General features: G+C 63.1%; 21 protein-coding genes. 7 read left to right on the forward strand and 14 right to left on the reverse strand.

Going from position 1 to position 20702, the window contains the following annotated elements; translation table 11 throughout:
- Positions 1-10: 10 nt before the first annotated feature.
- Positions 11-1084: a recombinase RecA gene (recA, locus tag HRU92_RS07670; RefSeq protein WP_127753443.1), complete on the reverse strand. Its 1074-nt coding sequence runs from the start codon at positions 1082-1084 to the stop codon at positions 11-13.
- Positions 1085-1375: 291 nt separating this feature from the next.
- On the opposite strand from recA, the gene araD1 reads away from it, so the two are divergent.
- Positions 1376-2362, forward strand: coding sequence for an AraD1 family protein (araD1, locus tag HRU92_RS07675; protein ID WP_349236739.1), 987 nt, complete (start codon positions 1376-1378; stop codon positions 2360-2362).
- Positions 2363-2372: 10 nt separating this feature from the next.
- Here the strand turns inward: araD1 and HRU92_RS07680 are convergent, their stop codons facing one another.
- The 8 genes from HRU92_RS07680 to flgB form a co-directional block, all read right to left on the reverse strand.
- Complete coding sequence (locus tag HRU92_RS07680) at positions 2373-2768, reverse strand: DUF2237 domain-containing protein (protein WP_172123571.1); 396 nt, start codon at positions 2766-2768, stop codon at positions 2373-2375.
- Positions 2765-5338 carry a cell cycle histidine kinase CckA gene (locus HRU92_RS07685; RefSeq protein WP_172123572.1) on the reverse strand — a complete coding sequence of 858 codons (2574 nt, stop codon included), beginning with the start codon at positions 5336-5338 and terminating at the stop codon, positions 2765-2767. The genes HRU92_RS07680 and HRU92_RS07685 overlap by 4 nt, the downstream gene beginning before the upstream one ends.
- Before the next feature lie 207 nt (positions 5339-5545).
- Positions 5546-6631 carry a flagellar biosynthesis protein FlhB gene (flhB, locus tag HRU92_RS07690; protein ID WP_127753447.1) on the reverse strand — a complete coding sequence of 362 codons (1086 nt, stop codon included), beginning with the start codon at positions 6629-6631 and terminating at the stop codon, positions 5546-5548.
- A gap of 10 nt (positions 6632-6641) precedes the next feature.
- Positions 6642-7409: a flagellar biosynthetic protein FliR gene (gene fliR / locus HRU92_RS07695; protein ID WP_349236706.1), complete on the reverse strand. Its 768-nt coding sequence runs from the start codon at positions 7407-7409 to the stop codon at positions 6642-6644.
- A gap of 1 nt (position 7410) precedes the next feature.
- Positions 7411-7677, reverse strand: coding sequence for a flagellar biosynthesis protein FliQ (fliQ, locus tag HRU92_RS07700; RefSeq protein ID WP_127753448.1), 267 nt, complete (start codon positions 7675-7677; stop codon positions 7411-7413).
- Positions 7678-7768: 91 nt separating this feature from the next.
- On the reverse strand, positions 7769-8092 hold the full coding sequence (gene fliE / locus HRU92_RS07705; RefSeq protein ID WP_172123573.1) for a flagellar hook-basal body complex protein FliE: 324 nt from the start codon (positions 8090-8092) through the stop codon (positions 7769-7771).
- Between the two features lie 29 nt (positions 8093-8121).
- A complete protein-coding gene (gene flgC, locus HRU92_RS07710) occupies positions 8122-8532 on the reverse strand; it encodes a flagellar basal body rod protein FlgC (protein ID WP_172123574.1) in 411 nt (136 codons plus the stop codon).
- A gap of 14 nt (positions 8533-8546) precedes the next feature.
- A complete protein-coding gene (gene flgB / locus HRU92_RS07715; RefSeq protein WP_248307053.1) occupies positions 8547-8999 on the reverse strand; it encodes a flagellar basal body rod protein FlgB in 453 nt (150 codons plus the stop codon).
- A 118-nt stretch (positions 9000-9117) separates the two neighbouring features.
- Between flgB and HRU92_RS20525 the strand changes: the two genes are divergently transcribed.
- Positions 9118-9783: a flagellar biosynthetic protein FliO gene (locus tag HRU92_RS20525; protein WP_248307054.1), complete on the forward strand. Its 666-nt coding sequence runs from the start codon at positions 9118-9120 to the stop codon at positions 9781-9783.
- Between the two features lie 55 nt (positions 9784-9838).
- Complete coding sequence (gene fliP / locus HRU92_RS20530; protein ID WP_349236740.1) at positions 9839-10543, forward strand: flagellar type III secretion system pore protein FliP; 705 nt, start codon at positions 9839-9841, stop codon at positions 10541-10543.
- A 3-nt stretch (positions 10544-10546) separates the two neighbouring features.
- Here the strand turns inward: fliP and HRU92_RS07725 are convergent, their stop codons facing one another.
- The 5 genes from HRU92_RS07725 to HRU92_RS07745 form a co-directional block, all read right to left on the reverse strand.
- A complete protein-coding gene (locus HRU92_RS07725; RefSeq protein WP_172123576.1) occupies positions 10547-13879 on the reverse strand; it encodes a hypothetical protein in 3333 nt (1110 codons plus the stop codon).
- A gap of 139 nt (positions 13880-14018) precedes the next feature.
- The gene (locus HRU92_RS07730; protein ID WP_172123577.1) at positions 14019-15038 is read right to left on the reverse strand and encodes a hypothetical protein; all 1020 of its coding nucleotides are present in this window, start codon (positions 15036-15038) and stop codon (positions 14019-14021) included.
- Positions 15035-15481 (reverse strand): DUF6468 domain-containing protein, encoded by a 447-nt coding sequence (locus HRU92_RS07735; protein ID WP_173087997.1) that lies wholly within the window; start codon positions 15479-15481, stop codon positions 15035-15037. Before HRU92_RS07735 ends, HRU92_RS07730 begins: the two co-directional genes overlap by 4 nt.
- Entirely contained in the window at positions 15481-16566 is a 1086-nt protein-coding gene (fliM, locus tag HRU92_RS07740; protein ID WP_127753456.1) for a flagellar motor switch protein FliM, read from the reverse strand. Before fliM ends, HRU92_RS07735 begins: the two co-directional genes overlap by 1 nt.
- On the reverse strand, positions 16566-17060 hold the full coding sequence (locus HRU92_RS07745) for a flagellar basal body-associated FliL family protein (protein WP_172123579.1): 495 nt from the start codon (positions 17058-17060) through the stop codon (positions 16566-16568). The genes fliM and HRU92_RS07745 overlap by 1 nt, the downstream gene beginning before the upstream one ends.
- A gap of 281 nt (positions 17061-17341) precedes the next feature.
- Here HRU92_RS07745 and flgF point away from each other — a divergent pair, with 281 nt between their 5' ends.
- From flgF to flgH, 4 genes are read left to right on the forward strand one after another with little or no spacing between them, the layout of a single operon-like run.
- Complete coding sequence (flgF, locus tag HRU92_RS07750; protein ID WP_172125034.1) at positions 17342-18079, forward strand: flagellar basal-body rod protein FlgF; 738 nt, start codon at positions 17342-17344, stop codon at positions 18077-18079.
- 16 nt (positions 18080-18095) lie between these two features.
- A complete protein-coding gene (gene flgG, locus HRU92_RS07755; protein WP_172123580.1) occupies positions 18096-18881 on the forward strand; it encodes a flagellar basal-body rod protein FlgG in 786 nt (261 codons plus the stop codon).
- A gap of 11 nt (positions 18882-18892) precedes the next feature.
- Complete coding sequence (gene flgA, locus HRU92_RS07760) at positions 18893-19834, forward strand: flagellar basal body P-ring formation chaperone FlgA (protein WP_172123581.1); 942 nt, start codon at positions 18893-18895, stop codon at positions 19832-19834.
- Positions 19835-19857: 23 nt separating this feature from the next.
- Positions 19858-20595 carry a flagellar basal body L-ring protein FlgH gene (gene flgH / locus HRU92_RS07765; RefSeq protein ID WP_172123582.1) on the forward strand — a complete coding sequence of 246 codons (738 nt, stop codon included), beginning with the start codon at positions 19858-19860 and terminating at the stop codon, positions 20593-20595.
- The last annotated feature ends 107 nt before the right edge of the window (positions 20596-20702 follow it).

Here is a 20702-nt window from a genome sequence, read left to right on the forward strand (position 1 = left end):
TGGGAACTGCTTATTCGTCGCTGTCGGCAGCGTCGTCACCGCCCGATACCAGCAGTACTTCTCCGAGCAGGCCCGAGCTTTCGCGCACGCCCTGCTCGATGGTTGCCGCAGCCGCCGGATTGTCCTTGAGGAACTGGCGCGCATTCTCACGCCCCTGCCCCATGCGCTGGCTGTCATAGGAGAACCAGGCGCCCGACTTTTCCACCACGCCGCTCTTGACCCCAAGATCGAGCAACTCGCCAGTCTTGGAGATACCTTCGCCATACATGATGTCGAATTCAACCTGGCGGAACGGCGGGGCCAGCTTGTTCTTGACCACCTTGACGCGGGTCTGGTTGCCCACGATCTCCTCGCGGTCCTTGATGGCGCCGATCCGGCGAATGTCGAGCCGCACCGAGGCATAGAATTTGAGCGCATTGCCGCCGGTCGTGGTTTCGGGCGAACCATACATCACGCCAATCTTCATGCGGATCTGGTTGATGAAGATCACCAGGCACTTGGATTTGGAAATCGACGAGGTCAGCTTGCGCATGGCCTGGCTCATCAACCGGGCCTGCAGCCCCGGCAGCGAGTCGCCCATTTCGCCTTCAAGCTCGGCCCGCGGCGTCAATGCCGCTACTGAATCAACCACCAGCACATCGATCGCGCCCGAGCGCACCAGTGTGTCGGTGATTTCGAGCGCCTGTTCGCCAGCGTCAGGCTGGGAGATCAGCAGATCATCCACATTGACGCCCAGCTTGCGGGCATAGATCGGATCGAGCGCGTGCTCGGCATCCACAAAAGCGCAAACGCCACCCTTGCGCTGCGCTTCGGCAATCACATGCAGCGCCAACGTGGTCTTGCCTGAGCTTTCCGGCCCGAAAATTTCAACGATGCGGCCCTTGGGCAGGCCACCAATTCCGAGGGCGATATCAAGCCCGAGCGAGCCCGTCGATATTGCCTCAACCTCGATCGAGGCAGCCTCGCCAAGGCGCATGATCGAGCCCTTGCCGAAATTGCGCTCGATTTGGCTCAGCGCCGCGGCGAGAGCCTTGTCCTTGTCCATTGATCCACCTTCAACGATCCGAAGCGGGGTATTTGCCATACGAGTCTCTCCTTATTCCACGCTCCGGGACCGGGCGCAACGCGCTGCTTTCCGGAAGATCAATCCACGAGAAGTGCCCTCTTGTTCTCATTTTGTTCCGCTCCTGTCAAGGCGATTTCTCGCGCCCATTGCAACAAAAGAACCGCAGTCCCTGGACCGCAGCCCTTCCGTGCCCAGATGGAACTCTGACCGCCACGCGGCGCGCAAAAGAGCTTGCCGGGCCGGCCCGGGTTGCGCTTTATGCACGGGACGACCGCAACGGGCAATCGAGGAGCAAACCCCGTGAATCTCATCCAGTTTTTCGATCAATCGGGCGCCCGCGCCGTGGCCGCAGTAGAGGGTGACGTCGCCCGCCGGGTCAACACCACCACCAGCGTTTATGAGCTCGCCACGACCGCCCTCGCCCAAGGCACGGGTCTTGCGGCGCTCGTGGCCCAGCGTGGGCTTGGAGACGCCGTCAATCGGCACGACATCCTGGCTGAAGGGCGCATGCTCGCGCCGATCGATCATCCCGATCCGGCCCATCTTTATATCACCGGCACAGGGCTGACCCATCTGGGCTCGGCCGCCACGCGCGATGCCATGCACAAGGGCAACGCCGCCAAGCAAGCCGAACAGCTGACCGATTCCATGAAGATGTTCCAGATGGGCCTTGAAGGGGGCAAGCCTGAAGGCGGCGCCCGGGGCGTCCAGCCGGAATGGTTCTACAAAGGCAACGGCACCACCGTGGTCAATCCCGGTCACCCCATTCCGTCCCCGTCCTTTGCCCGCGATGCTGGCGAAGAGCCCGAGATCGCCGGCATCTACCTGATCGACGCCAACGGCCAGCCGCGTCGCCTTGGCTTTGCGCTCGCCAATGAGTTTTCTGATCACGTTACCGAGCGGGTCAACTATCTCTATCTCGCCCATTCCAAGCTGCGCGCCTGCGCCTTTGGGCCCGAATTGCGGGTCGGCGACCTGCCGGAGCATATCGAAGGCATGTCGCGCATCTATCGCGATGGTGCGGTGATCTGGGAAAAGCCGTTCCTCTCGGGCGAGGCCAATATGAGCCACACCATCGCCAATCTGGAATATCACCACTTCAAATATGGCCTGTTCCGCCAACCCGGCGACGTGCATGTGCATATGTTCGGCACGGCGACGCTCAGCTTTGCCGATAACATCGTCACCCAGCCCAATGACGTATTCGAGATCGAGGAAAGCCAGTTCGGCGCTCCCCTGCGCAATCCCGTCCGGATCGAGGACGAGCATCCGCTGATCATCGGCGATCTCTACTAGGGGGAGCCGTTCAATTCAAATCGCGTGCATGAGCCTTGAGATCAGCAAGGCTCAGCCCGTCCAGCACCGCTTCATTGGTTGAGTGCATGAAGACGCGGGGCGCCTGCCCCGCTTCCAGCGCCTGTGCCCACCGCTCGGCCAGAAGGCACCAGCGGTCTCCCGCCTTGAGCCCGGGAAAGCCCCATTCGGGGCGGGGCGTGGACAGATCATTGCCCGCCCTTTTGGAGTAGGCGAGAAAGGCTTCGCTCGCCTCGATGCAGACCAGATGCCGGGCCACGCCGTCTGGGCCCGCGGCACAATAGCCGCTGCGGAAGAACCCCGTCAGCGGACTGGTGGAGCAGGGCTCGAGCGGTTCGCCGAGCACATTGCGCTCCCCCGCCCCTTCACCGAAATTGCGCGCGTTCACTGCGCCTGGCCTTCGTCCTGCTTTTGCAGCACCTCTTTGACCTTGGAATTGATCTGGTCCAGCGAATAAGGCTTGGGCAGGAACTCGACGCTCTGGTCATCCTCGATATCGCGGCGGACGCTTTCCTCGGCATAACCCGACACAAAGATCACCTTGAGCCGCGGCATGGTCTTGCGCACATGCTTGAGCAGCGTCGGCCCGTCCATCTCGGGCATCACCACATCCGAGATCATGAGATCGATCTTGAACTCGAGCTCCTCGAGCACCTCTAGCGCTTCTTCGCCGCCGTCAGCCTCGAACACCTCGTAACCAGTCGCGCGCAACGCGCGAGCGGAGAATGCCCGCACGCTTTCCTCGTCCTCAACCAACAGGATACGCTCTTCGCCCGTCAGGTCCCGCACTGGCGCAGCCGCCGCGGCTACCTTGGCGGTTGCCTCGATCTCAGAGGGCACATAGCGGGGCAGGAAGATTTTGAACGTGGTGCCAACCCCGACGGTCGAGACCGGATAGATGTAACCTTCGGTCTGTTTGATGATGCCGTAGACCGTCGACAACCCCAGCCCGGTGCCTTTGCCCAGCTCCTTGGTGGTAAAAAAGGGCTCAAAGATTTTGGTGAGCACTTCCTGGCTCATCCCGGTGCCGGTGTCCTGCACTTCGATCAACACATAATCGGCCGCCACCATGCCATCGAACTGCATGGCCTCGGCCTCGGCGCGGCTGACATTGCTGGTGCGAATGGTGATGGAGCCACCATCGGGCATGGCGTCGCGGGCATTGACCACGAGGTTGATCACCACCTGTTCGAGCTGAACCACATCGGCGCGCACCGGCCAGATATTGCGGCCGTGATCAACGCCCAGCGTGTTCTTGTCCCCGATCATCCGCTTGAGCAGCACGGTCAGATCGTCAACGATCAGCGGCAGCTCAAGCACTTGCGGCCGCAGAGTCTGCCGGCGCGAGAACGCCAGCAACTGCCGTGTCAGCCCCGCTGCACGGTTGGCGTTCTGCTTGATCTGCATCAGTTCGCTGAACGATGGATCGCCCGGCTTATGCTTGAGCAGCAGCAGATCGGAAAAACCGATGATTGCGGTCAGTAAGTTGTTGAAATCATGCGCAACGCCGCCGGCGAGCTGTCCCACGGCCTGCATCTTCTGGCTTTGGGCAAACTGCGCCTCAAGCTTGCGCTGGTCGGTCATGTCGAGGGCATAGACATTGACCTGCTCGGGCGAGCCCGACAGGGTTTCAGAGCCCGATAGATAAAGCCGCACGGCGTGCTCGCCTTCCGCGCTCAGCAACGCATCCACCGGCTCCACTGCCGAGCGATGCGCCGAAGCATCGGCGATGGCGCGCGCAAAACGGTCGCGGCTGCCTTGGCCGATCAGGTCGATCAGCGGCTGCATTTCAAGGCTCTTTTCCTCACCCGACCAATGGAAGATGCGCCCAAATGGGGCATTGGTGCGGATAATCCGCCCTTCGCTGTCGAGCGTCGCGATTGCAAATGGCGTATCGTTGAAAAAGCGCGAGAACCGGATTTCCGCCGCCCGCAACGCTTCCTCGGTATCGGGCGCGCTGGTCATGTCGAGCACCAGGGTGCGCGTTTCGCCCAGTTCACCGTCGGCCATGCGAGCTGCGCGATGCAGGAGACGCACCGGCAATGTTGTGCCGTTGCGGCGCACCAGGTCGATATCGATGATCTCGGTGCGGATTTCCCCGTCACCGCGACCACGCATCAACAACGTCGCGCCATCGCCATGCACCACGTCGCGCAGACTGAGCTGGCCGGCATTGAATTCAGCCAGATCGTAACCCAGCCAGTCGGCAAGGGTTGAGTTCAGATACTGGATCCGCCCACGCGCATCAGCCGAGAAAAAGCCCGCCGGCGAATGATCGAGATAATCGATCGCGCGCTGCAGATCGCGGAAAGCGCTTTCATTATTGTCGCGGTCGCGGGTGATGTCCTCGACCGTCCAGATCACCTTGGGCTTGGATTCGCCTTCGGTGACCGGCAATGGCCGCACTCCAACCCGGTACCAGAAGGCGCGATTGCTTTCGGCCTGGGACCCCCCCAGCCCCCCGATCAGGCGGATATCCTCCACCGCGCTGCGCCCGTCCTTGGCCGCGCGCGACAGGCGGTAAATCGCTTCGCTGGCATCGGATTGTCCGGCAAACAAGCGCGGCACGCCCACCGGAACCCCATTGTTGAGCGCCCCCGCAAAGCTGCCATAGTGCGCATTCACATAGGAAATGCGCCCATCCCGATCCGCCACCACCGCGCCAAAGGGCAGGCTGTCGACGATCGCGTGGGACGTGGTGCGCCGCTCCTCATTACCGGCAAAGCGGAACAGGCCCGCAGCCAGTCCAAACAGGCAGAACACGCCGACCACTGCCAGCATGCCCACAAAGGTCATCACCAGATCAAGCGGCACGTGATCACCGAACATCGCGTAGCCCACCGCCAGCGCCACCAGCGCCAGTCCCAGTGCCACAACGCGCCAGAGCCCGTATCCACCCCGCCCCGAATCCACCAGCGGCTCGGGATAATTGTCATCCCGGATCGGCGTGACGGCCATGTTCAAGCTCCTAGGTCTTCGGTCGCAAGGCTTTCGGACCGCTTCGCATGGTCTGGCACAGAGCCAGCTTACCAAGGCAATGCTTGGCTTTCGTTCGCAACGCAAGCGCGTACACCATCTGGCCGCCCGAATCAGGTGCCCAGAAAGGTTTAGCAAATGGTCTGCCGCGGGGGGAGATATTGCTTGTTATCAACAGGCTTGCCAGCCTCAGCGTGTTGGCCGCCACCCTGTGCTGGGGCGCAATCGCATCACGAAGCCGATCACCTCCGCGACGGCCTTGAAGTGCTCGGCCGGAATGGGCTCATCAACTTCGACGCTCGCGAACAATGCCCGAGCTAGCGGCGGGTTCTCTACAATCGGCACATTGTGCTCGCCGGCCAGCGTGCGGATGCGCAGGGCCACCGCGTCAGCGCCCTTGGCAACGCAAAGCGGCGCTCGCATTGAGCGATCATATTTCAGCGCTACTGCAAAGTGCGTCGGATTGGTGACCACCACCGTGGCGTCAGGCACCGCGGCCATCATGCGCTTGCGCGAGCGCTCCTGGCGCAGTTGGCGGATGCGGCCCTTGACGTGCGGGTCGCCTTCCATCTGCTTGTATTCGTCCTTGGTTTCCTGGAGCGTCATCATCTGGCGCGTCCACCATTTGCGGCGCACATAAACATAATCCGCCATGGCGATCAGCGTCACTACGGCCAGCGTCGCACCGAACACCTTGAGCCCGATATCCTGGAAGAATTGCAGGATCAGCAGCGGGTCGGCCGTCATCATCGTGTCGAGCCGGTCGCGCTCGGGCCAAACGACACCCACCAGCACCGCTCCCACCAGTCCCAGCTTGACCAGCCCCTTGAGGAAGTTGACCAGCGCTTCCCCCGAAAACAGCCGCTTGAACCCCGCCAGCGGCGAAATCTTGGACAGTTTGGGCGTGATTGGCTCGGCCGAAAACAGGAACCGATGCTGCACCAGATTGGCCACAACAGCGCAGAACGACAAGATCAGCAGCGGCACCATGATCGTGCCGACAAGCGCCAGCGCCAGCCCGTTGAAGAACGAGCCGAATGCGGGACCACCCAGCTCGTACCGATCGGCATTGGTGAGCAGCGTTTTGAGCGACCCCATCAAGCTGGCGCTGGTGGATGGCCCAAGCAGCGCAAACACCGCCGCCGAGCCCGCCAGCATGAACCAGGTGGTCACCTCCTGGCTCTTGGCCACGTCACCCTTTTTGTGCGCGTCCTCGAGCTTTTTGGCGGAAGGGTCTTCGGTTTTGCTGGATTTTTCGGGCGCCTCGTCCGACATCTGCCCGGCCCTAGCCCCGCCACATCGCCAGATGCTGCTCGAAGGCGGTGATATACCAGCCCATCATCATCGTCAGCAGCAAGGCAAATAGGATCAATCCGACCATCACATTGGCCGGCATCAATACGAAAAACACCTGCAGCGCCGGCATCAGCCGCGCCAGGATCCCCGCGCCCAGATTGAACACGAGACCGAACACGATAAACGGCGCCGACATCTGCACCCCGACCGTGAACGCCCCGCTCACCGTGCGGATCGCCAGTTGCGCCGCATCCTCCCACATCAGCGGATCGGTCGGGCTGAACAGGGTGTAGCTGTCATAGGTCGCGGCGAGCGCCACATGATGCAAATCGGTGGCAAAGATCAGCGCCACGCCCACAAACGACAAAAAGGTGCCAAACACCGCGCCCTGGATGCCGCCCTGGGTAGGGTCGGCGGTCTGGGCCATGCTCATCCCGGCATTGAACGCCACGATCGCGCCCGCCACCTGCGTCGCCATCACCGTGATCCGGGCGATCGCGCCCAGGATCAGGCCCACCGCCAGTTCATGAAACAGCAACGGCACGATGCCCATGATCCCTGTCGGCAGCGGCGGCATCTGCCCGGCCAAGAGCGGGTACAGCACCAGCGTAAACGCCAGCGCAAAACTGAGCCGCATCCGCGCCGGGATGGTTTGCTCCCCCAGCCCCGGCATCAGCATCAAAATGGCCCCGATCCGGGCAAACAGTAGCAGGTACACAAAGGCCATGTTGGGCAGCCAGTTGAGCGCGAGAGACACCTCAACCGCCCACGATGATCATGTCGACGACCCGAGACATATAGGCCCCCATCTGCGCGCCCGCGAATGGCAGCGTCAGCAGCATGGTGATGAAGATCGCGATGATCTTGGGCACGAACACCAGGGTCTGCTCCTGGATCTGCGTCAGCGCCTGGAACAACGCGATCACCACGCCGACCAAGAGCCCGACGATCATCATCGGCGCCGAAACAATGATCAGCGTCCAGATCCCATCGGTGGCAATGTCGAGAACTTCAGCGCCGGTCATCGCAATCTCGGGTCAGCGGCGAATCATGGGCCGCCCGCTTCGATCATAAGCCAGCTCGGTCGCTTCTGCTCAGCTTACCCTCGGTGCCGGCCTAGATCGGCATCCGCATGATTTCTTCATAAGCCGAAATCACCCGGTCACGTACCGCTACCATGCTTTCGATCGCGATTTCCGTCTGTGAGATGGCCGTCACCATGTCCACCGGATTGGCTTTGCCATTGACCATGTCGATGGCCATCTGGTCCGAGGCTCGGCCGGTTTCCACCACGCCTTGGACGCTTTGCGCCAGCATCTGCGCAAAGTCTGGCCCGCCAGCCCCCTTGGCGAGCAGGTCCGTGCCCGGCTTGGCCGCCTGGCTGATCAGGCGCGAAGCATTGCCATAGGCGGCGGTGGCGGCATTGAACGGGATGGCCATGGGTGAACTTCTTGCTGAAGGGAAAAGAACTAGCCGCGCAGGATGTCGAGCGTGCGCCCGAGCATCTGGCGGGTCACGGAAACGACGTTCAGATTGGCTTCATAGGTGCGCTGGGCCTCGCGCATATCCATGCTTTCGATCAGCGGGTCGACATTGGGATATTGCACATAGCCGCTCTCGTCGGCGGCCGGATGGCCTGGCTCATAGCGGCTGGTGAAATCGCTCATGTCATAGGCAAGCTTGCCCACTTCCACGATGCGTGCTCCCGTCTCGTTGTCGAGCCCCACCTCAAAGGTCGGCACTCGCCGACGATAAGGCTCGTCCCCCGGCGCCTTGCCGGCCGAATCGGTGTTGGCAAGGTTTTCCGCGATGACGCGCATCCGCGCGGTCTGGGCATGCAGCCCCGTAGCGGCAATGCGGAGTGAGGCGTTGAAATCCATGAACCCTGATACTCCTAAGCCGATTTGCCGAGCGCGGTGCGAATGATCTTGATGCTCTTCTGGTAGAGCGAGGTGGCTGCCTGGTAATCCATCAGATTGGTGGTCACCTTCATCATCTCGTCTTCCAGCGTCACCCCATTGCCTTCCGGCGTGATCTCGAAATTGGCCATGCGCTGGGCGCCAAAGCCCCCATTGCTGCTTGAAACGCTGAAATGGGTGGGCTGCGTCGCCGAAGTGACAATGCTGGCGGATGAGCTGGGACCCTGCGCCCCGAATTCGAACTGCGCTAAATCGCGGCCGCGATAGCCCGGCGTTTCCGCATTGGCAACGTTCTCGGCCAATAAGCCTTGACGGGCTTGGTGCCAGCGCATTTTGTCGGTCAAGGCATTAAAGACCGGCAGATCCATCAGGCCCATGGCCAGCAAACCCTTTAGGTGGGAGCGATGGGCAATTCTTGCCGGGTCCATGGTTAACGTCGCGTTAATCTGATTGTCGTCATAGCTCGTGCGGCCTCGTATTAGCGGCGATTGCAGCGTTTACTCGGCAAGAATTACCGCCGGCAAAGCGGTTTGGAGGAGAATGATCATGGGTTTCATCACCAGCATACTGGGCGACTCGGGAGCAACGCTCCTTACCGCCCTGTTCGCCCTGGGCGCGGTGCTGGTCCTGATCGTGCTTGCGGTATGGCTGCTCAAATTCGTGTTCACCGCCACCGGCAAGCCGGCGCGCGCCGGCCGCGGCCCACGTCTGGGTGTGGTGGAAACCCTGCAGCTCGATGGCCGGCGCCAATTGCTCCTCGTTCGCCGCGACAATGTCGAACATCTCGTGCTGACCGGCGGTACCCAGGACCTGCTGCTTGAAGCGGGTATCCCGGTTGATGACCTTCCCACGCCGACGCGTCGTCCGGTCCCCGTGGTCCCCTCCCGCCGCACCCGGCCCGCGCCGGCGCCTCAGGCGGCCACACCGGCAGTTGCTCCCGCCCCGGCAGCACCTGCTCCGGTGGCTCCTGTTGCGGCACCGCCCCCTTCCGCCATCGAGCGTTTGCGCGATTTCGGCCGGGGCACTCAGCCCAAGCCAGTTTCCTTGCGCCACACCGGCCTGCTCAAGCCCGGCAGCAACGGCGACAATCACCCGGCGCATAACCCCGACAATTCGGCTGCGCACCCGCTCGACTCAGCTAAAGAGAACACTGGGGCGAAGAGCAGGGAAAACGCGGAGAGTGTCGGCGGCACCACCAAAGGCGATCGATAACTCGCAGCCAGGCCGGCGGCGGTTGCGCGCCGCTCATCTTCTTCCCCTCGCCAGCATCATCTTGCTGCTGGCGCCGAGCCTGGCATTTGGCCAGGACGTCAACATTGATTTCGGCGACGATGCCAGCCTGACCGAGCGTGCCGTTCAGCTGATCGGCCTCGTCACGATTCTCGCGCTGGCGCCCTCGATCCTCGTCATGGTGACAAGTTTCACCCGCATCGTCGTAGTGCTGTCGCTGCTGCGGACCGCCATTGGCCTGCAAACCGCTCCACCCAATTCGGTGATGGTGTCGCTAGCCCTGTTCCTCACCATCTTTGTCATGCAGCCAACGCTGCAGCAGACCTATGACCTGGGTATTGCTCCCCTCATTGCCGGGGAGATTGAAGCCCCCGAGGCCTTTGAGCTGGGCAGCGCCCCCATCCATGCGTTCATGCGCGCCAATGTGCGCGACAAGGATCTCGAGCTCTTCTACGACCTGACCGAAGCCGAACCTCCCGCCGATCCCGAGGCGATCTCGCTCCAGCTCCTGATCCCCGCCTTCATGATCTCCGAGCTGCGGCGCGCCTTCGAGATCGGCTTTCTGCTTTTCCTGCCCTTTGTCATCATCGACATGGTCGTAGCGTCGGTGCTGATGTCCATGGGCATGATGATGCTGCCGCCCGTGGTGATCTCGCTGCCTTTCAAGCTGATCTTTTTCGTTTTGGTGGACGGCTGGTATCTGGTCGCCGGATCGCTGGTGCGCAGCTTTGTCAGCGGCTAGTGCCTAGTTCGCCGATGCAAGATCCCCATCGGCCTTGCTTGCCGCCAGCGGCGTCAAGGCGCCGTCCTTGCCATAGAATTCACGATAGGACGCAAGAAACGCATTAAGGCCATCGAGACCGGCCACCTCATTGGCCACGCTCTTGAACTCAAGGCTGGAGGCGGTGATCGGCCCGGTGACGAAGTCGAACATCGCCCATTCCGGTGTCTTGACCAGCCGCTCGGCAAACTTCTCGCGCAAGCGCAACAGGCCGCTATTGTCATTGGCCAGCACAAAGCCCACGGCCGCCTTGATCAGGTCCATGCGCGCCGGCTGGCTCAGCGGCTCGCTGACGCCTGCCTGCCCATACATGGTTTCCAGCAACCCGCTGGCCTGGCTGTAGCGCTTGGCCCGCCACTGGGCATCCACCCGCAACAGGTCGGCATCGCGTCCATCCATGTCGCTCAGCAATTGCAGCGCCAGCTCGTTGCGTCCGCCATCGATCATCGCCCGAGCTTCGAGCAGCCGTCGCTGCCGCGCCAGCCCGGCCGGCAGGTCCGGTAAGCGTGAGGCGTTGAGCACGCGCAAGGCGTCCTGCGGCCGCCGGTCCGCGAGGTAGATCACCGCCAGGTCAGCGGCCACCTGCGTCTGCGCCACCCCACGGAGGCGGTTCTCCAGCTGATACTGCAACAGCTCGGCCGCCTGCGCTAGGAGATCCACCCCGACCAGCCGGCGCGCCAGCTTGCGGATCATCTCGTCACCGCGCGCGCCCGGCGGCGTCAGCTGCGGGAAGTCGTAAAACAATCCCAGCGCATCCACCGGCCCGAGCTTGTCGGCCTGTCCATCCAGGAACAATTCCTCGAACACCTGCTGCGCCCGATCGCCCAGCGCATTGATCGAGGGATCAGCGCCATGCTGGGCCACCGCCTGCTTTACCGCTTCAAACCCCGAGCGATATTCGCCCGACCTGAAGTAAAGGTCGGCCAGCAGCTTTTGCATTTCCGCTTCCAGCGCATTGCCGCGCCACATCAGTGCCTCAGCGGCCAGAGTGTGCGTTGCCTTTTCGAGGTTGAGTGTCCCCTTTCCATCCAACAGCAGCAAGGTGCGGTAAACCGCCTCTGCCCGCGTAGGCCGAAAATCGGCAGCAATCACCTGGCCATAAGCATCGATCGCTTCTTCCACCGCCCCGCCTTCTTCCAGGAGGCGCGCGGTCAGCAGATGGTAGCGGCTCGACTCCTCCGCGCTCAACTCGGCCGGGGTAACCTTGTCCAGCAACTGTTCTGCGAATGTGCGATCCCCGGTTTGCAAGCTCGCCCCGCTGGCGGCGAGCAGGAATCGATTGCGCGCCCATTGCGGGTAGCTCGCAAGCACGCCCTGCGCCTCCCGCGCATCCTGCCGAGCGCCCTGATAGTCGGCGAGATCAGCCCGAGCAATGGCGCGCCAAAACAGGGCATCCACATCCCCGTTAAACGCCGGCGCATTGAGCACCTTCAGCGCATCCGCCGATCGCGAGGCCACCGTATTGGCGATGACCTCTGTCATGCCGATCCGGCGGGTCAGTTCTTCCGCACTGGCTTCACCCGCCACGGTGCGGAGCACGCCGAGCGCCTCATGGGCAAACCGGTTGGCGACAAGATATTGCGCCAGATCCAGCCGCGCTACGTCGCGCTGCTGCCCTTCGGCCGCCGCGGCCGCGCGCATCAGCTCTTGGCGCCGCTCGATGAAGCCGTTCGGATCGCTTTGTTCCAGCGCCGCCAAGTCGATGAACCGGTTCCTCGCGCCGTCCCCCGCGCCCTGGCCTGCGCCCCGTGGGGCATCATAGGCGGAAACGCTCAGCCCACGCGCCGCCGAGATCACCGCCAGCTGCTCTTCGATCTTGACGCCCAGATCGCCGGCTTCGGGCTTGATCACCAGCCCATGCACGCTGCGCAGCGCCGAAAATTCCACATAGTCGAGCAGCCGGGTGATGCCGCGGGCCGGCGGATAAGCCGTCACCACCTGTAGGGTATCGCCCACCAGCGGGTCGCGGAACTCGTGCACGCGAGCGGGCCGCAACACATCGGCCACCATCTCGAACGAACCAGCATTATCGCGCCGTCTCGTCAGCTGCATCGGCTGGGTCGGGGTCAAAACCACATCGCCCAGCGAGAGAACCCAGGCCATGCCTTCCGAGCCAAGCGTTGCCAGCCGATCCTGCGCCAGATCGATCCGCACCACCTGCGTATCCGCAGCCGGCACCACGCTGAACTCTTGCGCGATGGTGTCGAGTTCGGGCGACTGGGTTGGCGCGGCAATGCCAGCCACCGTGTCGAACATCAGCCAGACAGTGTCGCCGCGCCGAAACACTGCTGCCGGCGTTTCCTGCTCAAACGGAAATACCACCCGCACCGTGGAGCCCAGCACGCTGGCAAACGGCGTCACAACCGCTGCGGGATTTGCCGGATAGCGGGTTTGCTCGCTGCCGGCGGCGGCATGTTCCGTCCCATGCGCCTCCGCCTCGGCATGTGCTACCTCAGCGACAACATCTTCAGCATCAAGGCTGGGCAGCCCCTGCCCCGCCAGATCCACATCCAGCACATATTGCCGGTCCGAGTTCTGGTAAAAGCGCGGTACCACGCCCTTGGCAAACTGCATTTGCACCGACGACCCATCAGGCGTGACCACGTTATCTGCCGCCACGATCTCGGCCGGCAGGTCGACCAGCAGATCGCGCAAATCCACCGGCACCGGCCATTCAAAGGCGATCAGCCCGTGCTCGCCCTCGGGCAGGTATTGGCCAGAGGTGGGCACGTTCCAGTCGAACTGCAGGCGCAGAAAGGTCGGGTTGCGCCCCACCCGAACGCTGGGCGTGGCTCCAAGCTCGGCCGCCTGCCGCGCCTTGCGCTCCTGCTCGGTCTCGATGGCTTCGAGGCGAGCACGCTCCGCCAGTTCATCGAGCACCTCCTGCGGCAGCGCCGGCGGCATGCCCTGCCAATCGGCCGGCAACAGATCGATAAACAGCTTTTCGCCCGCTTCAGTGCGATTGAAATTGAAGCTCGATCTCAACCCGACGCGCAAGCCGCGCCCATTGGCATCGAGCCGGGCGATGGACAGATATTGCGGCAGCGTCGTGCCTACATCGGGCAGCACGAGTTGCACCGCTTCATCGAACTCAACCGACAGAACGCCATTTTCAACGCGCAGCTTGTGCCTTGGCAGATCGTCACGGCCAGGAAAGCTCAGCACCAGCCGGGCATAGCCCTCTTCGGCGGTTGCAAAGAGCTGCCCCTGCTCCTGGGCCGCCGCGGGGATGGCCAGCGTGGCCAGCCACAACACGCCGCCCAACCCGCACAAAATCTTCTGTTTGCCGCTCTTCACCAACTGCCTACCGCACCCAGCCGCGCGGTTCCGGGCAAGGCTTGCAACCACCGAACCCACGCAGGCGACACATCAGAGCGCCACCCTAGCTCCTTCGGCTTAACACCCGCTTACGCAACCGCCGCGCAGTGTGCAGGCGCTACTGCCCCACAATCTGCGGCAGTTGCGACAGGTCATTGGCTGTCATCTGCCCGGCAGGCTGGTCCGCCAGATCGGCCATGCGCACGGTGAGCTCCTGCGCTCGCGCCGGCTCCATTGCCGCCAGGATGGGCGCCATCTTGCGGGGGCTCATGATCTTGGCGACCCGCAGCAGCACTTCCATCTCGAGCGTATTGAAGATCTTGGCGGCGTCCTTGGGCTTCATGGCCTCATACATCGCCACGATCCCGGCAAACTGCCCGGTTTCCAGCTTCTCGCGCTGGTCGACCAGAGCCGTGATCTGCGCTTCCATGGCCTGGAGCGTTCCCTGGCGTTCTTCAAGTCGCTTTTCGGCGGCATCCACCAGCGCCTGCCGCATCGCCAGCTCTTCGGCATAGGCATCAAGCTCGCCGCGCCGCCCCGACAGGCGCTCCAGCAGCGCGGCTTGAGCGGCAGATGCGCCGTCGGGGCCCGTGAGAGGTACCTTGTTGCCCTGCGCGTCGAACTGCATGGGAACAGCGTCCCCGCCCGTGTCGCATTCGGTGCTGAGCAGGCTCTCGGCGAGCGGATTGGCAGTGCCGTGCCCGTCACCAGCAGTTTCCGCCGGCTCACTTTCTCCATGCGTCGCTGTGGTCACCGCTTCTGCGCAACTGGTTTCCGCCGCCACTGTGGCACCATGCTCGGCTTCGGCAGCGTGCTCGGCAGGCGCACCATGCTCGGCCGCAGGTGCCGACGGCGCACCGTGGCCGCCAGCCGCGCCCGAAGATCCGAGCACGGGTGCGGGATCAGCCATGGTGGGGCTGGCATCGCTCATTGTGGGTTCGCTCAGCATTGCGCCGGCCTCCCCCGCTCCGGAGGTCTCTGCAGGAGCGCCATGCCCGCCCGAACTGCCACCACCGGCAGCAAGCGCTGGCATCGGCCCAAGCACATATGAACCGTTGAACACCAGTCCAGCGGTCTTGAGCACCAGCAGCGACGAAATCGCTACCACGAGGACGGGCAGCAGGCGGATCGATTTCACGCCGCGTTCTCCCGCTCGCGCTGCCGCGTTTGCAGCTGCGCCAATGCTGATTGCAGCTTGCTTGGCTGCTCGGCCATCTGGACGGATGCCGCCGGCTCTGCAGGACTTGCCGCCCGGGCCGCCGTGGTGATCTTGACGATGCGCTCCATCAGCGCCGTGCCGGCACTTACATGATTGGCGAGTTCGATCCCGAAGCGCTCGGCTTCCTCGAGCCGGGTGTTCAGCGTCACATCGGCCTCGACCGCGGTGGCTTTGAGCTCCTTGATCGCCTGGTTGGCCAGATTGGTCGCCCCCACCAGGTCGGAAATCATCTGCCGCAATACATCGCGATCGGCATGGAGCCGCTTCAGGCGGCCGTTCAGTACGACGCAATAACCGATGGTTAGCGCCAGCAGCACCGCCACGGCGCCTTCGATCACCAGCCCCAAAGAAAATCCAGCCATCATCGCCCTTCCCCCACTTCGCCCAGCGCTTCGAATTCTGCCATCGTCACCTTGGGCGGGTTGAGCGGCCGGGTCACCCGCACCGAAACATGGCTGCCAATATGGCCCATAATCGCTTCGGTCAGCTCCACCCCGCCGCACCGCAGCAAGATGGGATCGGTAGGCGCACGCTCGAACATCACCGTGTCCCCCGCCTTGAGCGCCAGCATGCGCGACAGCGGCAGCTGCTGCTCATGCAGAACGGCATCGATCTCGACCTCGGCGGCATAGATTTCCGTCGCCAGATGCCCTTCCCAGATCGGGTCTCGGCCGAATTTTTCGCCCATGAACATCTGCAGCAATTGCTCGCGGATCGGCTCGATCGTGGCATAGGGCAACAGGATCTCGATCTTGCCGCCCCGCTCCTCCATTTCGATGCTGAGCTCGATCAGGATCGCCGCATTGGCGGGGCGCGAGATTGCAGCAAAGCGCGGATTGGTTTCCATCCGCTCCAGCTTGAAATTGACCTGGGTCAGCGGCTCAAACGCGCGGTGGGTATCATCAAGGATCACCTCGATCATGCGCCGCGCCAGCGCCAGCTCGATTGTCGTATAGGGTCGCCCGTCGACTCGAACCGGGCTGGTCACGCGCCGGCCACCCAGCAGCACATCGATCATGGAATAGATGAGGCCCGAGTCCACGGTCAGCAGGCCATAATTCTCCCATTCCTCAGCCTTGATCACCGAAAGGATCGCCGGCAGGGGAATGGAATTGATGTAGTCGCCGAACCGGACCGAGGAAATGGCGTCCAGCGTCACTTCCACATTGTCGGACGTAAAATTGCGCAGCGACGTCGTCATCAACCGCACGAGACGGTCGAACACGATTTCGAGCATCGGCAAGCGTTCATAGCTCACCAGCGCCGAATTGATCAGCGCCTGAACGCCCGTGACTTCCACGTCACCCTTGGCGGCTGGCTCAAAGCCAGGGCCCGCTACGGCGGAGCCCCCGTTTCGAGATGCTTCCCTGACCCCGTTTGCCATCACCGCAGTTTCGAGTTCATCGAGCGGCCATTCTTCAGCGAGTTTGTCGTCGTCGCTCGCCATCACTGCACCAGGATTTCTTTGAACAGCACGCTGTCCACCTGGGCGGGATAGATCGCAACATTGACCCGCCGCAGCAATTCTTCCTTCAGCCGGTAAATTCCCGCCGATCCTTCAAGATCGCTGCGCCGCAACTCACGCAGATAAACTTGAAAGGCATCGACCACCTTGGCCATGCGAGGCTGGATCTCGACCATCACCGCTTCGCTCGCCACTTCCAGCGCCACGCTCAGCTTCATGAAGGCGGGAGCAGCCTCGCCTTCCGAGTTGAGGTTCACCGTCATCGGGGGCAAGTTGAAGATGAAACTTGGGGCAGCCGCTTCGGCATGCGCGGTCTCGCCGTGCCCCTCGGCACTGGCGCTCGCGCTGCCCGCCGACAGGAACATGTAGAGCCCGGCGCCTGCGAGCAGCACCACGACTGCTGCTGCGCCGATAATCATCAGCTTGCGCGATTTCTTGGGGGCCACGGCCTCACCGGCTTCTGCTTCTGCGGCCATGCTTGTTCTGTGCTCGGACTCGGAAAAAACCGGAGGAATCCGGCTCTGCTCCAGCTAAGGGCGAGATGGTTAACGAGCCGTTACCATTAGCGCGCGGGCGGCAGATTTTGCCGGGCAGCTTTTGCCGCACGCCCTACGCTTCCCGCAAGCATTGCCGCACACCCGTTCTTCTACATCGTTGAAATGTAACGACAAACTGGAATGGCATGGTTCTCGCAAGGTAAACAACGAGACCAAGGCTTGGGGAAGCGGCGGTCTCGTAACCGATGGGGATCGGAATGATCGAGAATGCGCAACTGATCAGCCTGTCACGGCAGATCGCCTTGCAGCGGCAGATGAATGTGGTGGCCAACAACATGGCGAACATCAACACCACAGGCTTCAAGGCCGAGAACATCCTGTTCGAGCAATACAAGATGCCGGTGGCCAGCAACCGCGACTTTCCGCGGGGCGACCAGACCCTCTCCTATGTGCAGGATTGGGCCACCATGCACGATCTGTCCGCCGGTGCCACGGTGCAGACCGGCAACGAACTCGATCTCGCCCTTAGTGGCGACGGCTTTTTTGCCGTGCAAACCCCGGCCGGCGAACGCTGGACCCGCTCGGGCTCCTTTGCCATCGACAATACCGGAACTCTCGTTGATCTGAACGGCAACCCCGTCCTCGGTGAAGGCGGTCCCTTCCAGTTCGGCCCCGAGGAAACCGGCGTCTCGGTCGCCACCGATGGCTCGGTCACCTCCAGCGCTGGCCCCAAGGGTCAGCTCCGTCTCGTCGAGTTCGCCAATGCCCAGCAGCTGACGCGGGACGGCGCCAATCTGTTCAACGGTGGCACACCCGTTCCCGCCACCGGCACCAGGGTAATGCAAGGCTTTATCGAACGCTCCAATGTTTCGGGCGTAGCCGAAATGGCCGAAATGATCCGCGTCACCCGCGCCTATGAATCCGTCGTGTCCTTGACCCAGAAGCAGGATGAGCTGCGCCGCTCCGCCATCCAGCGCCTGGGCGACACCAACGCTTGAACCTGAGGAACCCGCCATGAAAGCGCTTTATATCGCATCCACCGGCATGAGTGCCCAGGAACGCAACGTCGAAGTCATCTCCAACAACATCGCTAATATGCGCACCACCGGCTACAAGCGCGCGCGTGCCGAGTTCCAGGATCTGCTCTACCAGCAATATAACCGCGCCGGCTCGCAGACCTCGGCTCAGGGCACCATGATCCCGGCCGGCCTCGAGATTGGCTCTGGTGTGCGGACTGTCGCCACACCCCGCGTCATGAGCCAGGGCACCGTTACCCCCACCGACCGCGAGTTGGATCTGGCCGTCCGCGGCGAGGGCTTCTTCATGGTTCAGATGCCCGATGGCCGCATGGGCTATACCCGCGACGGCTCGTTTGAGCGCAGCCCCGATGGCACCCTGGTCAACTCGAGCGGCTACCAGCTCGAGCCGGGCATCGCCATTCCCGACAACGCCAATTCGGTGTCCATCTCTGCCGATGGTACGGTCGAAGCCTTTATCGGCACCGCCGCCACCCCCACCCAGCTGGGCCAACTCCAGCTCGCCCGCTTCGTCAACAAGTCGGGCCTGGAATCAGCCGGTGACAACCTGTTCACCGAAACCGCCGCCAGCGGACCCGCCCAGATCGGTACCGCCAACAGCGAAGGCATGGGCAATCTGCTCCAGGGCAATCTGGAAATGGCCAACGTCAATTCCGTCACCGAAATTGCTGACCTGATCGCCGCTCAGCGCGCCTATGAGATGAACGCTCGCGTCATCTCCGGAGCCGACGAGATGATGCAGGCCACGAGCCAGCTGCGTTGAGGAGCCGCCCCATGATCCGTCCTATCCTCGCCCTCATGGCTACCGCCCTACTTGCCACTACGGCTATTGCCGCCCCGGTGCTGCGCAACGAGGTTGTGGTCGCGGCCCCCATCGTCACCGTGGGCGACATGTTCGCGGATGCCGGTCCAGTTGCCGAACAACCCCTGTTCCGCGCCCCCCAGCCCGGCACCAGCGGCCAGGTTTCCCTCGCCGAAGTCACCGCCGCCGCAACCCGCGCCGGCCTTGTCGCCTTCCAGAACAATGGCGCCCTCTCGGTCCGCGTCAGCCGCGCCGCCGCCACGGTCGACGAAGCCGTCCTGGCCGACCTCCTTACCCGCGAACTGCAGACCCGCGGCATCGCCGCTGCGGGCACCTCAGCCGAAATCCTCTTCAGCACCCCCGTCCCCACCGTCGCCGCTGAAGCGGTGGATGAGCCCGCCCGCATCGAAAGCCTGCGCTACCTGCCCGCAAGCGGCGCCTTTACCGCCCGCTTCGCCATTGCCGGCCATCCCGCTCCCCTCGATCTGGCCGGCTCGATCGAACTTCTGGTCGAGGCTCCCCACCTCGCCGCCAATCTTGCCGCCGGCACGGTCCTCACCCCGGCCGATATTGTGATGCGCCCGATCCCCGCCCATTACGCCGAAAGCCTCGGGGTGGCGCAGCCCGATCAACTCGTGGGCATGCAGCTCAATCGCCAAAGCCGCCAAGGCATGATCCTCAAGCCTGCCGATGTAACCAGGCCACTGACCGTCGCGCGCAACGATCTCGTCACCATCTATTTCCGCCGCGGCGCCATGACCCTGACCGTCAAGGGCCAGGCCGTCACCGGTGCCGCGGCCGGCGCACCCCTCCAGGTGCTCAACCTCATGTCCAACCGCGTGCTGAGCGCCACCGTGCTGTCCCCCGGCGCGGTGGAAGTGAGCGCCGACCCCCTTACCCTTGCCGGCCTTTGATCCGCCGCTTCAGGAACCCTGCCATGAACCGCTTCAAACTCACCGCCGTCCTGATGCTGGCTGCAGCCCTTGCCGGCTGCAACACCACCGACCGCCTCGCCAATATCGGCAATCCCCCGCCGCTGACCGCCATTGAAGACCCCACCACAGTCGCTGGATACCAGCCCGTGCGCATGCCCATGCCCGCGGCCATCGCCGATACCTACCAGGCCAATTCGCTCTACCGCACCTCGGCCAAGGGCTTTTTCAAGGATGAGCGCGCCCACCGCATCGGCGACATCCTCACCGTCATCGTCACCATCGATGACAGCGCCAAGATCGCCAACAACACCCAGCGCAGCCGCAATTCCACCAACACCGCCGGCATGGGCGGCATCTTCGGCACGGCCGTCACCTCTGTCACGGGCGGCGCCATCGACCCATCGGCGGCGGTGGACTTCACCTCGGGCCTCAAGGATGCCGGCAATGGCTCGGTCAACCGGTCGGAATCGCTCGAAACCTCGGTCGCGGCTGTGGTCACGCAGGTGCTCCCCAACGGCAACCTGGTGATCGAGGGTCGCCAGGAAGTGCGCGTCAATTTCGAAGTGCGTGACCTCGTCGTCGCAGGCATCGTGCGCCCCTCCGATATCCAAGCCAACAATACCATCCCCTCCACCAAGATCGCCGAAGCGCGCATCGCTTATGGCGGCCGCGGCCAGATCACCGACGTCCAGCAGCCCCGCTACGGCCAGCAAGTGATGGACGCCATCCTGCCCTTCTAAAGCCACTCCGCGGCCAAGCACCGCCCGGACCAGCAAACCCCTGCCGCAATCCCCCTTTTTGTGCGGCCGGGGCTTCCCCAAGGCGCAGCCCTCCCCAGGCTGCGCCT

The sequence above is a fragment of the Devosia sp. 1635 genome (genome assembly GCF_013185955.1).
GTDB lineage: Bacteria > Pseudomonadota > Alphaproteobacteria > Rhizobiales > Devosiaceae > Devosia.